Raw genomic sequence first — 15,459 nt, forward strand, 5'->3', positions numbered from 1 at the left:
ATGAAATGTTACTATAAAACTTAGATAGCCAATAGACCATCTAAGTTTTATTAAAATATCCTCTAACTTAATCCATAATATTATGGCGTATTTTGCATATAGTTGGAGACTCTATTTCGATAATTTTTGTATCTGGCTTCAATGGTTTTAGCTTCGTATAGCTCATCGATGCTCATCTCCCCTAATTTAATGAGTAAGCTTCTAGCATAGGTTCGGGCTTCTTCATTTTTTGCGTTGGCGGCCATCAATTCTAAATCCTCTTTTGCCGGGGCCGTTAAATCCCATAGATTTTCTAATGATGAATATACAAAAGGATTGTCTTCGAAATGATCCATAAGAAAATCCAATCCTTTTTTAGATTCGCCCATTCTAACCAAAATTTCTGCCGCTAGTGCGGAGATATCCTTGTCTTCATTTTCAGACATTTTTGAATAAACCTCTTTTGGAACCTCCTTCAAAGCATCGGTGCACGCTAAATTTAAAATTCCTGAAACAGCCCAAAACCGAAATGAAGATCTTTTATTTTCGAGATTTTCCAAGAATAACGGCAAGTATTCTCGATTTCCACTGGACGCTTTTTCTGCTAAAGAAATCAAATCTGTTAAGGGATAGTTTGTCTCCCGAACCCAACTGTATAGATCTATCCCCTTATCTGTTAATTCGGCACGTTTCTCCCATGATAAAAACCCTAAATCTTTTACCTCTCTAATATAAGTTGAATTTACTTCCCGAAGTTCTTCCAATTTATCCTTAAATTTTGGATCGGCGGCCAAATTCTTTGCTTCCCAAGGATCGGTTTTTAAATCGTATAAAGCCTCGACAGGATGTGGTTCGTAATACTGACTGTGAAACTCTGAAGCCTTCCCAGACATATAATACTCGTCCCAAGCCAGCTGCGAAGGCATTTGCCATTGAAAAGTTTGTGTTAAAGCATGTCTTTTGTGTGGAGTGTAGTATTTTATATACTGAAAACGTTTGTCGAATACACTTCTAGAGGCGTCAAAATGGCTTCCCGTATTGGTACGGAATGTTTCTACATATTCCCTTGGAGTCTCTTCATATTTGCCCATAAATGGCTTTCCGGTAACATAAGCTGGTTTCTTTAAACCGGCAATACTCATTACCGTAGGAATAAAATCATCAAAACTCACCATTCTATCCGTTCTTTCACCAGGTCTGGTTGGTAACATATTTTTATACTTTTCTGGAGCGTAAACCACAAGCGGAACCCTATAACCAGTATCAAAAGGAAATGCTTTTCCCCTAGGCAAACAGCCTCCGTGGTCTGAAAAGAAAAATATAATGGTATCCTCCAGCAGTGAACGGTCTTTTAAATCCTTTAAAAAAAAACCGACCCATTTATCTATATCTTGGACCCCTTCCAAATGCAATGCATAGTCTGCACGCATCTCTGGAAGGTCTGGAACATGGGGAGGTAGTTCTATAGTTTCAGGGTTTACCTTGCACTCCAAGCGTTTATCTATAGTTACCGTAGTTATTCTACTCATGTGGGTGGAAAGATTGTTAAATTGACCAAAAAATGGCTTTCCGTTTCGGGAAGCATCATTATAAGTTGCATCCTTACCGTTCATGGACCATGTTTTATCGACTAATTCCTTACTTTCTTTTCCTGTTATGTTGTAATCTGTTTTTGTTTTATTCACAGTAAAATATCCGGTATCCCTTAACTTCTTAACTAAAAAATACTGTTCTTTCTGTATGTGCTTTTGTCTATGAATATCGTTCCCATACACAGTAGCTTGTGTTCCACTTATTAAAGTTGATCGCGCAGGAGAACAATAGGGAGCATTAGCGAAAGCATTGTCAAAAACTACCCCGTTTTCTGCCAACCAATCTAAATTTGGAGTATGTATAGATTCATTACCATACATAGGAAATAGATAATTTGATGTATCCTCTATAACCAAAAATAACACATTTGGTTTTTTCTCCTGAGCACAGGAAAGTGAAACTTTTAAAAGAAATAAAAAAAATAGAGCGTTTTTCTTCATAATAATTTGATTTGATATTTTTAAGAGCAATAAAGGTGAAATTTACATTTTTTATGAAATTTTATGGATGTACCTAAAATTGAGAGTTTTTTAATACTTAAATCAACCATCGATTTCAAATACTTTTGAGTGAGGAATTAAATAGAATAACGAATCTATTTAACGCTTCTCCCAAAAAATACCATTATAAATTTTTCATTTTCAATCGATATAATCCAAAATTTCAAATCCCTTCAAAAGGAAATTTCTTTTCGATTGAAAATTCATAAAAAAGCAAAAATCTAACTTTTATTTTACCAAAAATATTTAAAGTATGCCAATATATTTTAAAATCATCAAAAGAAAAGCAAAATCATCCATATATATAGTTATTATATCCATTGATACCATATTCTCTAAACCATATATTTGGGAATAAATTAACATTACTAACCAAATTGCTTCCTTCGGATCAATCAACTGCTAATTAAATTATACTTAAAATGGACAGAAACAATTTAAAAATGACCACAACAAAAACATCTGCGAATCTCATTTTTTTAATGTAGAAACTATAACGTTTGCGTATCAAAAGAACTCATCCAATTTTTAAAATGTAAAATCAAAGAGTGAAACTAAATTGTTTAAAATGCTATTCTATAGATTTTTTTTGCAATAAAAAATAATAGTTAAAAGTACTTTTAATTTTTAATTGATTGAAGTTTTCAAAACGCGTAAACTCCGGAAATTAAACAATGATTATAATAAACTTAAACATATGAATATAAAGTATTACAAAAGACTTTCACCAGAAAGAAGTTTTTACATTGTAATAGGCTTATTGTTGTTATTTGGAACCAAAATGATTGCTAAACCTATAAGCAATTCAACAATTTCCAAAAAAACAAATTATTCCTTTTCCCTTGTAGAATTTCAAACTCAAGAATTAACAATTACTGGAACGGTAAAAGATGAGAACGGAGTGACCATCCCCGGGGTAAACGTGTACGAAGACGGAAATGGTGGAAATGGGGTTATGACGGATATGAACGGTAACTATTCCATTAAAATGAAAAACCGAGAGGGTGAACTGGTTTTTTCATTTATTGGTTTTGCTGAAGTTAAAGCATCAATAAATGGAAGGACCGAAATAAACATAACACTTCAAGAACAAACCACAGATCTCGAAGAGGTGGTTGTAGTAGGGTATGGTAAACAGAAAAAAGTTACCGTAACAGGAGCCATTTCTTCTGTAAGCACAGAGGAGTTAACAAGTTCCCCTAGTTCAAGCGTAGCCAATGCCCTTGCAGGTAAAGTCACTGGCTTAAGTTCCATTCAGTATTCAGGGCAACCGGGTGCAGACAACGCCAATCTATTAATACGCGGTGTGGGTACACTCTCGCAAGGCAACTCTTCCCCTCTCATTATGGTAGATGGTGTAGAACGGGATTTTACACAAATAGACCCTGAAGAAATTGATAATATAACCATTCTAAAAGATGCATCTGCTACAGCGGTTTATGGTATCCGTGGTGCAAATGGGGTGATTTTGGTAACTACTAAACGAGGTAAAATAGGCGAAGCCAGAATATCCGCCAGTTTTAATTACGGTATACAAGAACCAGTGAGGCTGCCCGATTTTGCAGATAGTTATACCTATGCTACTGCCTTTAACCGTGCTCAAATTAGTGATGGCGTACCAGAAGATCAGGTACGTTTTACGCCAGATGTGGTAGAAGCTTTTAGGACAGGTTCCGATCCGATCTTATTTCCAGATATTGATTGGATGGATTATCTCATTCGGTCATCCGCACCGCAGACCAGAGCCAACTTCAACGTTAATGGGGGTACAGAACGGATAAAGTACTTTTTGTCTTTCAGCCATTTAAATCAAGAAGGAATGTTTAAAACCTTTGATACGGGCACTGGTGAAAACTTTAACTACGAAAGGTATAACTACCGCTCGAATATAGATATTGACGTTACCAAATCTACACAACTTTCCATGACTCTAGGCGGTAGAAGCGAAATAAGACAAGAGCCAAATGTAAGGGAAACCCAAGATCAATTTTTCAGATTTTTATACCGAGCCACTCCCTTCGCATCTCCGGGTATTGTAGATGGTCGCTATATTGTAGACAATGGGGAGTATATTCCCGGCCCTGAGATAATAGATGGTTTGCGGCCGTATTATGGTCGCGGTGGTTTTGTTAGCACAAACACAGTTTATAATTTCGATGCCTCCCTAACACAAAAACTGGATGTAATTACAAAAGGATTGGAGTTTAGTGTAAAAGGGTCCTATAACCGTAATGCACGTCAAACCAAAATACGTAATGCATCGCCAGATACATATACCGCATTCTACCTAAAGGATTTTGACGATACTTTACCCGAAGACGATAAAACACTTGTTTTTCCACTGGTATCCAAAGGCGGTAGGTTAAACTACAACGAAACGTATGGAAAAAACAGAAGCTGGTATTTTGAAGCCGCTTTTAATTACAACCGCAGGTTTGGAAAACATGAGTTTAGTGGCCTTTTAATGTACAACCAACGTTCTAATTACTATCCTGGAGGAAGCTTTAATTATTTGCCAACTGGTTACGTTGGAACAGCTGCAAGGGTTACCTATAACTACGATCGTAGATATTTATTGGAGGCCAATTTTGGTTACAATGGTTCAGAGAATTTTGCTGAAGAAAACCGATATGGTTTATTCCCAGCTTTTTCCTTTGGTTGGGTAATCAGTGAAGAGCAATTCATGAAAAACAACCCGGTAATAGACTATTTTAAACTAAGGGGATCCTATGGTAAAGTGGGAAGCGATAGGCAGGGAAACAATAGGTTTTTGTATTTACCCGATGGCTACGGAAGAGGTGATGGTTACAGTTTTGGTATAGATGTACCGTCAGACCAACCTGGGTTCGTAGAAACAAAACTTGGAAACCCCAATGTAACTTGGGAAACCGCTATTAAGCAAAATTATGGTATGGATATAAGAATCCTTAATAATCAATTAGAGTTTAACGTAGATTATTTCTGGGATAAAAGGCGGGATATCTTAACCACTAGAAACACCGTTCCAGGTTATGTGGCAGCCGTACTGCCCGCAGTAAACATTGGTGCCGTAGACAATAGCGGTTATGAATTGAATGTTACCTGGACCCAAAACTTCACCAATTTCAACTATTGGATAAACCCTAATATCTCTTACGCCAAAAACGAAATTGTATTTATGGATGAAGTAAAACAGGAATACGATTATCAGTATAGAACCGGAGGAAGGGTAGGCCAGCCTTTTGGTTTTGTTTCTCAAGGTTTTTTTAGCAAAGACGATTTTAATGCCGACGGAACCCTTAAAGATGGTTTTCCAGAATACGCAGGTAATGTACAGCCCGGAGATGCCATGTATGAAGATATTAATGAAGATGGAGTAGTAAATGACCTCGATCAAAGAGCTATTGGATTTCCGGAATATCCAGAATACACCATAGGTATCAATGCCGGTTTTAAATATAAAAACTTCGACTTTAGGATGTCTTGGGCCGGAGCAAAAAACACATCGAGGATGCTGGAGGGAGAATTGAGGGTGCCGTTTGGATCCAAAGACGATTTTGGCTTATTAAGTTATTTTGCTGAAGACACCTGGACACCTGAAACAGCGGAAACTGCCCGATTCCCAAGACTGACCTTTTCCAACAAAGACAATAATTTTTCCAAAGCTTCCACTATTTATCAATTGGATGCTTCCTACTTGCGATTAAAGACCTTAGAAATGGGATATAACCTTAAATCCAAATTTATACGTAAAGCTGGTATTAAAACCCTAAGGTTTTTCTTCAGCGGTTACAATCTACTCACCTTCGATAAGTTAGATGGTATGGTAGACCCGGAATCGAAGATAGGTAACAGACCCACACATCCGGCCATGAAGATTTACAATTTTGGAGTGAAGTTTAATTTTTAAAAAATTAAGAAAATGAAAAAGTATACATTTTTATTAGGCACAATAGCATTCTTTTCTTTATTGATAGGATGTGAAGAAATGAGACTGGGTGATGAGTTTTTATCGAAACCTCCTGGAGGGGATATTACAATCGATACTGTTTATGCCAACATAGAAAATGCTCAAGATGCCTTAACAGCTGCCTACAATACGTTACCTTATGGATTACCTACGGGATGGGGCATCGAAGATTCCCAGATGAACATCGATATTCAAGAAAGCTTAACGGACCTTACCCAGAGTTATCTTGATTGGGGTGGGGCTGTTGCAGCCTATTACAATGGTACATACACCGCTTTTTTGGAGCAAGAAGGTGTTTTAGGGCAGAAACGACCTAAATATAAATTTATTGCTGAAAGAGCTTGGGAAGGTATTAGACGATCCTACTCTTTTATTAATAATATAGACCAGGTACCCGATGCAAACCAAGCTACCAAAGACCGTTTAAAAGGTGAAGCTATGATGGTCGTGGCAACACACTATTGCGAAATGTTCAGAAATTACGGAGGTATGCCATGGATCAATAAAACCTTCTCTCCTTCAGATGATACCAGCTCTCCCCGTTTAACTGCAGAAGCTACTATGGATTCTATTGTGGCGCTTTGCGATCGAGCTGCAAAATTGTTGCCTTGGCAAGTGCAGGATATTAGCAACAATGAAGGCCGTTTTTCCCGTGCAGCTGCCAAAGCTTTAAAAATAAGAGTACTGCTTTTTGGGGCAAGCCCCTTATTTAACTCCAGTGCTCCATACCGAGCTGGGGAGGCTTCCGATTTAAAAATGACGTGGTTCGGTGGATACGATGCCAGTATATGGAGGGACGTGGTAACGGCCTGTGAGGATTTTTTAAACGAACTAGCTGCCAATGGAGGGTATTCATTGGTAAATACGGGAAATCCCAGAACAGATTTTACCACCGCTTATTATGAAAGAGGTAGTAGCGAACTGCTTATTTCAACCCGAAAAAGGTACAGAACACATAACTTATTCTTTAGATTGGCAAATGAAGGGGCCGCAAGACCATCTCAAGAACTTGTGGATATGTACCCCATGGTAAACGGAATGCCCATTGACGATCCTTCCTCGGGATACGACCCCAACAATCCTTATGCCAATAGAGATCCTCGTCTATATGAAACAGCGATTGTGAATGGGGATGCCTACAGAGGGCGTACGGCAGAACTTTACTTAGGCGGACGTGAAAGAAGGGACAAAAACGTTAAAATCTCAGCAACAGGATACATGCAGCGTAAGTTTTATCTAGATGGAGATAATGCTACATCTAGGGGTTCTATCGTACAGTGGCCTTATTTACGTTTACCGGAAGTGTTTTTAAGTTATGCTGAAGCTTTGAATGAAGTTAATGGCGGGCCCACAGCCAAAGCCTACGAATACCTTAATAAAACACGTGAACGTGTGGGTGTGGGCGGTACACCAGAGGGAATGTCGCAAAAAGAATTTAGGGAAGAAGTTCTTACTGAACGCGCCCGTGAATTTGCTTACGAAGAAATACGCTGGTACGACCTAGTACGATGGAAAATACCTTTTATACAGCCGCACGGCACGAATATAATTGGTAATAAAAATCAAGTTACCGATCGTGAACTTTTTGAAACCACACCGAGAAGATATTGGATAGACAACTGGGACCCTAAATGGTATTTAAGTGCATTCCCTCCCAACGAGATCAATAAAGATTATGGTTTGGTTCAAAACCCAGGCTGGTAGCACTATAGCAGTGCTTAGAAATATAGAACTTTTAAGCTAATAGAAAAAAACACATAATGAATACGAATTCGAGAATAAAATACATCGCTTTTTGGTGTTTGTTCGTAGCGCTACCATGCCTTACATATAATTCTGTGGCGCAAACTACAAATACCGTTAAACAATACTTCTCAGAGGAAGGAAACAAGTTGATAGAACAATTATCTTCCGATACAATCTATTTGGGTAATAACAACCAATTAAAAAAACAGGAAGTAACAGGTGCTATAGATAAAGTTTCGGGTAAAGAGTTACAAAAAACCAACTCTTTTAATCCAGCCAATTCCTTGTACGGACTTTTACCGGGATTAACTGTTTTACAAAATCAGGGCGTTACCGGTTCTAGAAACCCATCTATTTTTATCAGGGGACTAAACACATTAAACAACAATGTCCCACTTGTTTTAGTAGATGGTGTCGAAACAGACATTACATACTTAAATACCCTCTCCATAGAAAGTGTAGAGGTTTTAAAAGATGCGGCAGCCTTAGCAATTTACGGTCAGAGAGGGGCCAATGGTGTTCTCCTTGTAACTACCAAAACTGGTATAAAGCAAAAAATGGATGTTAATATATGGTTTGAAAACGGCCTTACATCAGCCACCCAATTACCCGACTTTTTAAATGCAGGAGACTATGCCAATGCAGTAAACACGGCTAGAAAATACGATGGCCTACAGCCTTTATATTCCGCTGTAGATATACAAGGTTACAGAAACGGAGGGTCAAACGATTTTTACCCTAATGTAGACTGGCTTGGTGAAACCCTAAGAAGTACAGGCACCAAAACAAACTTTAACGCTTCTTTTCGTGGTGGTAGCGACAAATTATTGTACTATGCCGCCCTGGGATACCAAGCAGAAGATGGCTTGTTTGACGATAAAGGTATGGAACCCTATGCTACTAATGTTAAGTACGACAGGGTAAACTTTCGCACAAACTTAGATGTAGACCTTACCCCTACTACCCTACTTAAAATGGGTGTCTTTGGTGCTATTGATGAACTCTACACCCCCGGAAGTGGTGCCGGTGCTGTAATGAATGCTATTTACAATACTCCATCCAACGCATTTCCGGTTATAAACTCCAATGGAAATTGGGGAGGAACCAATATTTATGGCAATAATCCAGTAGCAATGGTAAACTCAACAGGATATTCTAAAGATCAAGGAACTATCATAGGGGTAAACGGTTTGTTGAATCAAAATTTAGATGGCATTTTAAAAGGCCTTTCGGCCGAGCTTAGCATTGGGCACAACAACCGAGCTACTTCTTTTGATGGGCAACGCAAAAGTTATCGTTATGAAGACCTTGATTATAATGAAATGACTATGGACACCATTTCCCAGATTTTTGATGAAGACTCAAACCTTGAACCATATTCTGGCAATGGCTATACGGCCAAATTTACACGCTTTTATGGAAAAGTAAAATACGATCGGCAAACTGATACGCATAGTTTTAACACTTTTGCAATGTACTCACAAGAAAAATTTGTAGGTCGTGGTCAATACACCACCTTTCTTCGACAAAATATAGCAGGGAATTTCCATTACGATTTTAAAGATAAATACATTGCAGAGGTTACTTTATCGTATGCCGGTTCCAGTGTGCTTCCAGAAGATCGTTTTGAATTCTATCCTGCAGTATCTGCTGGGTGGGTAATTTCAGAAGAAGACTTTGTAAAAAACGATGGATGGCTACAATACCTTAAGCTTCGTGGTTCCTTTGGTTATGCTGGGAGCGATCGTATTGTTTTAAACACAGAGGACCAAAGTTATAGTGGTGTAGGCGGTTACAACTTTACCGCTAACAATAACACGCAATGGAGCGTGGGTGAAGGCCGTTTGGCAGGAAACCCAAAAATGGAAAAAGCAATGATGGGAAATATTGGCTTAGACCTAAATTTGTTTAAAAAACTAAACCTTGTGGTTGATGGTTTTTACAACAAACGTACCAATATTTTGGTGTCTACAGACGGACAATTAACAAGCTTAATTGGTGTTGCCCCACCAATTCTTCCTAATGGAGAAGTGAGCAACAGAGGTGTTGAAGCTACCTTAACATGGCAGGATAATATTAAAGACTTTAATTACTCGGCAACGGGAATGTTCTCTTATGCCAAAAATACGATTGAAGAAATGGGCGAAGTGCAGCGCCCATACGATTACTTGGAAAGAACAGGAAATTCCATTGGGCAAGCCTTTGGATTGGTAACCGATGGCTTTTTTGACAGTCAAGAAGAAATAGACAATAGCAACCAACAATTGTTTTCTACAGTTTCCCCTGGGGATGTAAAATATGTAGATCAAAATGGAGACAACCTAATAGATGAATTTGATGAAGTAGCCCTTGGCCATAGCACTAGAATTCCAGAGATATACTATTCTTTTAACCTGCATGCAGAATATAAAGGCATAGGTGTTAATGCAATTTTTCAAGGAACAGCAAACCATACCGTTTATTTAAACACACAAAATGTGTATCGGCCGTTAATAAACAATAACAATATTACGAGCTTCTCTAATAATACGTGGACAGAAAACAATATGGATACCGCTACCCTACCAAGGCTCACTACGTTGGATAATGATAATAATTACAGAAGTAACGATATTTGGTTAAAAGACGGTGATTATTTAAAACTCCGTACACTCGAAGTTTATTACGCAATACCAACAGGAGTAACCAAGAAGTTTGGAATTGAATATTCCAGATTGTTTTTTAGAGGAACTAACCTTGCATCTTGGGATAGTTTGGATCAATTGGATCCAGAGGCACTTTCAAACAGTTATCCGCTTTTAAAAACCATGAGCTTGGGCCTTGAGTTTACATTTTAAGCCTATTTTATAACAATGAACAAAAAATTTACAATATGAAATGCCTATTAACAAATTGTAAACCCATCGATATAATTAACGGGGCATTCCATGTGACATATATAACAAACAATAAATAAAAACACATGAAATATTCAACAATATTAATTCTTATTATAACCCTGTCGCTAGGCTCTTGCGATTATACAGACTATAATGAGAAAGATTATCTTTTGAAAGATGATATCTATTCTGATTTAGACCGGGTTAAATCAGCTCTTACAGGAGTTTATACAGATCTTCCCGCCGGGTTTACCCAAGTGGGACAAGCAATGATTGCTTCCGCTAGTGATGATGCTGTTTTTGCCAACGATGCAGATCCAATACATAGATATTTTAATGGAGCTTGGAGTACGTCCAGACCATTGGATTCCAAATGGAATTTTTATTATCCCATAAGAAGGGCCAATCAACTCTTGGATGAGGTTGAAAACTACACCTACGAAGAGCGTTTGTATGATAAAGACCCAACCTATGAGGTATTAATGCAAGAACTGGAACGCTACAAATATGAAGCGAGGACATTGCGCGCTTTTTATTATTTTGAATTGGCAAAGCGTTACGGCGATATCCCTTTTTACACATCTGTTCTAACGGAGGAAGAAGCAAATACCATTGAAAGAACCCCTTTTGAAGAAATTATTGATTTTATTGTGCAGGAGTGTGATTCTGCCGCTGCAGTTCTACCAGATTCTTATATTGACCAACGTGACAAAGAAACCGGTAGGGTAACCAAAGGAGCGGCAATGGCCATAAAAGCCAAGGCATTGTTGTATGCCGCCAGCCCACTACACAACGAAAGCAGAAGCACAGAAGCTTGGGAAAAAGCGGCCGAAGCAGCTTATGATATTATCAACTCTGGAACATATTCACTACTAAATAACTATTCTGATGTTTTTAATAACTACAGCAATGGAAATTCAGAATTAATATTGGAGCGCAGACAGGGAAATAGTAATAATTTCGAACGCATCAATTTCCCCGTGGGTTATGTGGGAGGTAGCTCTGGAAACACTCCAACCCAAAACTTGGTAGACGCTTATGAAATGAAAGATTCTGGAATGAATATTAACGATGCAGGCTCTGGTTACGACGCCGCCAACCCCTACCAAGGAAGGGATCCCCGATTTGAAGCTTCCATACTCTATAATGGAGCAACTTTTAAAGGACAAACCATTGAAGTATTTAATGGTGGAACTAATGGTGCCCCACAGCGCTACGCAACTCCTACGGGGTACTACCTTAAAAAATATCTAATTGAAAGTATTAATTTAGAAGCTCCCAATGTTACCGAAAAAGAGCACACTTGGGTATTGTTCCGTTATGCGGAAGTATTGCTGAATTACGCAGAAGCGATGAATGAAGCTTATGGTCCTGAAAGCCCGGGTAGTTTTGGTATGACAGCGCTTCAGGCAGTAAATATGGTAAGAGCGAGGTCGGGTATGCCAGATTTTCCCTCAGGATTGTCTAAAGACGCTTTTCGAACTAAATTGAGAAACGAAAGACGTGTGGAGCTCGCTTTCGAAGGACACCGTTTTTGGGATATTCGCCGATGGGAAATTGGGGAACAAACCAACCAAATATACAAAATGGAAGTAACACAGGAAGGCAATAATTTTTCTTACAGCAAAGAATTATTGACCACGAGAAACTTTGAACCTAAAATGTACCTGTACCCAATTCCTTTCAACGAAACGGTAATTAATACCAACCTTACTCAAAATCCAGGTTGGTAAGTTTAATATTAACTTGACTACACCAAAACGCATCTAATTACCAACTATTAATTAGATGCGTTTTTTTATTAATTTAATCACACATTAACAATTTCCAAATAAATACATTATGGCAAAATCCAGAAGAAAATTTTTAACTTCCATTAGCCTACTGGGAGCAATTAAGACCATCCCTCTTTCTGTTTTAGCTTTAGCATCAAAAAAGAAAAGCTAAAAATTGTATTGTTAGGCACTGGTAATAGGGGAACCTGTTTTTGGGAAAAAGACTTGTAGATGAATATTCCAACATCCTAGAATTTGTTGGCTTATGCGAAATTAATCCTGGAAAATTGGCGTCCGGCAAAAAATATATTGAACCTCCTTCCCTACTTTTACCAATTTTGATAAAATGATTAACAAAACCAAGTCAGATCCTATAATTGATACTATAAAAGAATCCACACACCACGAATTTATTATTAAGGACTCGAATCACGGTAGTGATGTACTTACAGAAAAACTCCTAACGACAGATGAAAACAAATATCAAAAAATAATTGATGCAGAAAGAAGGTCCAAAAAAAACCTAATTACTGGGTTTAATTATAGATGGAGCCCATACATTAAAGAATTATTGGTAAATAACACTGTAGGGATAATCACCTAAGTAGATTCTCACTGGTACTTAAACACTTACCATGACGCTTCCTATTTTCGAACATCCCCTGGACTGAGCGAAACAGGAGAAACGTTTGGGTTTCATAAAGCTACCCATCATTTTGATTTGTTGAACTTGTGGGTAGACTCAGACCCCATTAAGTGTTTGCTTATGAAGCCTTGGAAAACGAATGTAAAAATGGACGTTTTCGAGGAAATAATTATCGTGATTGTAATTATAAGTCCGAGTGCGACTTCCACAATAGACAAAAGGTCTATGGATCTAATTGTTGCCTTTGAATAGTACGATGGTTAGATAAGGGACAATTGTTTGTTTAGAAAAGAAATCAAAATATACGATAAAATGTCTGCCCAAGTAAAATATAAGAACAACGTTTCCTTGAATTATTCCCTATGATAAAGATTTAGATATTAATCAAGCAGAAATGCACGCTAATGTAGCCCAAACCTCTAAAGATGCAGATAAACATAAACCCATTTATGTACACAATCTTTGGAAAGATTACCAAGTAATGAAGATTACCTTTTCCAATGCAGACCATGGAGGTGACAATGCCACCCTACACCATAAAATATTTAAAAATCCAGACGCTACCGATCCTTACGTCCATTTCGCAGGGATAAGGCAATGGGGTAATGCTTATTTTTATGGCATAGCAGCTAGAAAAAGCATTGAATCTGGAGACCCAATAAACATCGCTGAGTTAACCGATTGGAACCTAGGGAAAAAAGAATATAAGTTGTTATTTCGGTTTTGGAAAATATCGCATCTTACTATACCTAGGATATTCATCAAAGTTCTCAGGGTTCTCATCTCCTACTCTAGCATCCTTGGTTTGCTTTAATTCATTTACCAATTGTTCGTGCAATTGCTTTGAAATTTCAATATGCTCTTTATCTTCATATAGATTATCTATACAGTCTGGATCTTCCTTAACATTATACAGTTCGAATTCCGGTCTATAATCAAATGAGAAATCGAAAAATGGTACTATCGAAGGATTGGAATAGTTCTCTATTAAAAACGTCTTGGAAGGCGAATCGTCTACATCGGCAAAAATGGTTCCCTGTGTATATTTTCCATTTTCATCAAGGGAATACCTATTTAAAAGCGTGCCATCTTTTTTGTCATATCGTTGTGGTGCCCCTGCCGGCCACCGGTTGGGTTTTACGTTCCAAATAAGTAAATAGTCTCCTTCTATCACTGCCCGTTGCGGATATCCCCAATTTTTGTAGCGGGAGGAAGAGTGTCTTTCCCGGGAGGAAAAAACAGGTACTCTAGATACTTTTCCTTCCAGTTGGGAAACCAGAGAGCTATTAGATATGGGTAGCATCCCTTTTGAACTTACATTGGTAAGCTCCAAAACTGTTGGTGCTAGCTGAGCAAGACTCACATTTCCACGATACTCCATTTTATTAAGATTAGAATTTTTAGGGAACTTAATAGCCAAGGGAACATGTATTCCGTATTCATAACAATTGGCCTTGGTTCGGGGGAAAGGCATTCCGTTATCGGAAGTAACTATAATTATTGTATTGTCGTACTCGCCTATCTTTTTTAGATAAGAGACCATACGATCTAAATGACTATCAAACCATTCTATTTCTACGGCGTAATCCAATAAATCACCTTTAACCAAATCGTTATCCGGTAGAAACTTTGGCACCTTTGCATTTTTTAGGCTTTTATTATTTCTTTTCCAAGAGTCTAATTCATACCCTCTATGTGGTTCTCGTGCTCCATACCAAAAGAAAAATGGTTTTTCACTGGTTTTGTTTTTAGAAACAAACGCTTTAAATTCCTCCGCATAGTTGATACTACTTATTCCATACGCACTACGATCGTCCTTACTGTCATAATTGATCTTTGCAGTTACAGGCCCAGCCGGGTTATCCATCCTCAGGGAATCATTTTCACTATCTGCAAACTTAAATGGGTCTACTCCCTTTCCCGTTCTTCCAACGAGATATCCAGCATTTTTTAGAAGATCTACAAAGGAGATATATTTTTTTGGCCACCAAGAAGCGTGTTGCCCTGCCTGTTCGTTCTGCCAAGGATATCGTCCTGTTACTATAGCACTTCTGGAAGGTGCACAGCCAGGGGATGCCGCATAGGCCTTTGGGAAATAAACACCTTCTTTGGCAATCCTATCAAAAGCGGGGGTTTTTACAAAGCTACAGCCAGCATAAGAAGTATGCGCAAAAGACTGATCGTCGCTAATGGCAAATAAAATGTTGGGTTGTTTTTGTGCCGATAAAGAAACGTTGTATAGCAAGGCAAAGCATATCATTAAAACCTTGTATGTATGGTAGTATGGATTTACTTTTTTCATAAAGATGTTTAATTATGGCTACAAGATACTTACAAAAAAGATACTTTTCTCAACAGAGCTATTTATGCCATTTAAAAGAATTCACCTCTA

The 15,459-nt window shown here is 38.0% G+C and carries 9 protein-coding genes; 7 read left to right on the forward strand and 2 right to left on the reverse strand.

Annotated features, from left to right (window positions below; genetic code table 11):
* Window positions 1–80 precede the first annotated feature (80 nt).
* The gene (locus NDQ75_RS13725; protein WP_202029170.1) at window positions 81–2,012 is read right to left on the reverse strand and encodes a sulfatase family protein; all 1,932 of its coding nucleotides are present in this window, start codon (window positions 2,010–2,012) and stop codon (window positions 81–83) included.
* A 757-nt stretch (window positions 2,013–2,769) separates the two neighbouring features.
* Between NDQ75_RS13725 and NDQ75_RS13730 the strand changes: the two genes are divergently transcribed.
* The 7 genes from NDQ75_RS13730 to NDQ75_RS13755 all read left to right on the forward strand — a co-directional run bounded on the left by NDQ75_RS13730 (window position 2,770) and on the right by NDQ75_RS13755 (window position 13,881).
* Window positions 2,770–5,961, forward strand: a complete 3,192-nt coding sequence (locus NDQ75_RS13730; protein ID WP_202029171.1) for a SusC/RagA family TonB-linked outer membrane protein — start codon at window positions 2,770–2,772, stop codon at window positions 5,959–5,961.
* Window positions 5,962–5,973: 12 nt separating this feature from the next.
* Complete coding sequence (locus NDQ75_RS13735; protein WP_202029172.1) at window positions 5,974–7,725, forward strand: RagB/SusD family nutrient uptake outer membrane protein; 1,752 nt, start codon at window positions 5,974–5,976, stop codon at window positions 7,723–7,725.
* A gap of 56 nt (window positions 7,726–7,781) precedes the next feature.
* Window positions 7,782–10,604 (forward strand): SusC/RagA family TonB-linked outer membrane protein, encoded by a 2,823-nt coding sequence (locus NDQ75_RS13740; RefSeq protein WP_202029173.1) that lies wholly within the window; start codon window positions 7,782–7,784, stop codon window positions 10,602–10,604.
* A gap of 125 nt (window positions 10,605–10,729) precedes the next feature.
* Complete coding sequence (locus NDQ75_RS13745) at window positions 10,730–12,379, forward strand: RagB/SusD family nutrient uptake outer membrane protein (RefSeq protein ID WP_202029174.1); 1,650 nt, start codon at window positions 10,730–10,732, stop codon at window positions 12,377–12,379.
* Window positions 12,380–12,767: 388 nt separating this feature from the next.
* Window positions 12,768–13,025, forward strand: a complete 258-nt coding sequence (locus tag NDQ75_RS13750; protein ID WP_242513702.1) for a Gfo/Idh/MocA family oxidoreductase — start codon at window positions 12,768–12,770, stop codon at window positions 13,023–13,025.
* A 162-nt stretch (window positions 13,026–13,187) separates the two neighbouring features.
* The gene (locus NDQ75_RS15935) at window positions 13,188–13,319 is read left to right on the forward strand and encodes a hypothetical protein (RefSeq protein ID WP_262895555.1); all 132 of its coding nucleotides are present in this window, start codon (window positions 13,188–13,190) and stop codon (window positions 13,317–13,319) included.
* A 142-nt stretch (window positions 13,320–13,461) separates the two neighbouring features.
* Window positions 13,462–13,881: a hypothetical protein gene (locus tag NDQ75_RS13755; RefSeq protein WP_242513703.1), complete on the forward strand. Its 420-nt coding sequence runs from the start codon at window positions 13,462–13,464 to the stop codon at window positions 13,879–13,881.
* Here NDQ75_RS13755 and NDQ75_RS13760 read toward each other — a convergent pair.
* Complete coding sequence (locus NDQ75_RS13760; RefSeq protein ID WP_202029175.1) at window positions 13,780–15,369, reverse strand: sulfatase family protein; 1,590 nt, start codon at window positions 15,367–15,369, stop codon at window positions 13,780–13,782. The two genes, NDQ75_RS13755 and NDQ75_RS13760, sit on opposite strands and share 102 nt — an antisense overlap.
* Window positions 15,370–15,459 lie beyond the last annotated feature (90 nt).

Source organism: Galbibacter mesophilus (genome assembly GCF_023721415.1).
GTDB lineage: Bacteria > Bacteroidota > Bacteroidia > Flavobacteriales > Flavobacteriaceae > Galbibacter > Galbibacter mesophilus.

Coding starts and splice junctions, on each gene's coding strand:
- NDQ75_RS13725 (WP_202029170.1), bottom strand. CDS start 2,012: ATGAAGAAAAACGCTCTATTTTTTTTATTTCTTTTAAAAGTTTCACTT.
- NDQ75_RS13730 (WP_202029171.1), top strand. CDS start 2,770: ATGAATATAAAGTATTACAAAAGACTTTCACCAGAAAGAAGTTTTTAC.
- NDQ75_RS13735 (WP_202029172.1), top strand. CDS start 5,974: ATGAAAAAGTATACATTTTTATTAGGCACAATAGCATTCTTTTCTTTA.
- NDQ75_RS13740 (WP_202029173.1), top strand. CDS start 7,782: ATGAATACGAATTCGAGAATAAAATACATCGCTTTTTGGTGTTTGTTC.
- NDQ75_RS13745 (WP_202029174.1), top strand. CDS start 10,730: ATGAAATATTCAACAATATTAATTCTTATTATAACCCTGTCGCTAGGC.
- NDQ75_RS13750 (WP_242513702.1), top strand. CDS start 12,768: ATGATTAACAAAACCAAGTCAGATCCTATAATTGATACTATAAAAGAA.
- NDQ75_RS15935 (WP_262895555.1), top strand. CDS start 13,188: ATGAAGCCTTGGAAAACGAATGTAAAAATGGACGTTTTCGAGGAAATA.
- NDQ75_RS13755 (WP_242513703.1), top strand. CDS start 13,462: ATGCACGCTAATGTAGCCCAAACCTCTAAAGATGCAGATAAACATAAA.
- NDQ75_RS13760 (WP_202029175.1), bottom strand. CDS start 15,369: ATGAAAAAAGTAAATCCATACTACCATACATACAAGGTTTTAATGATA.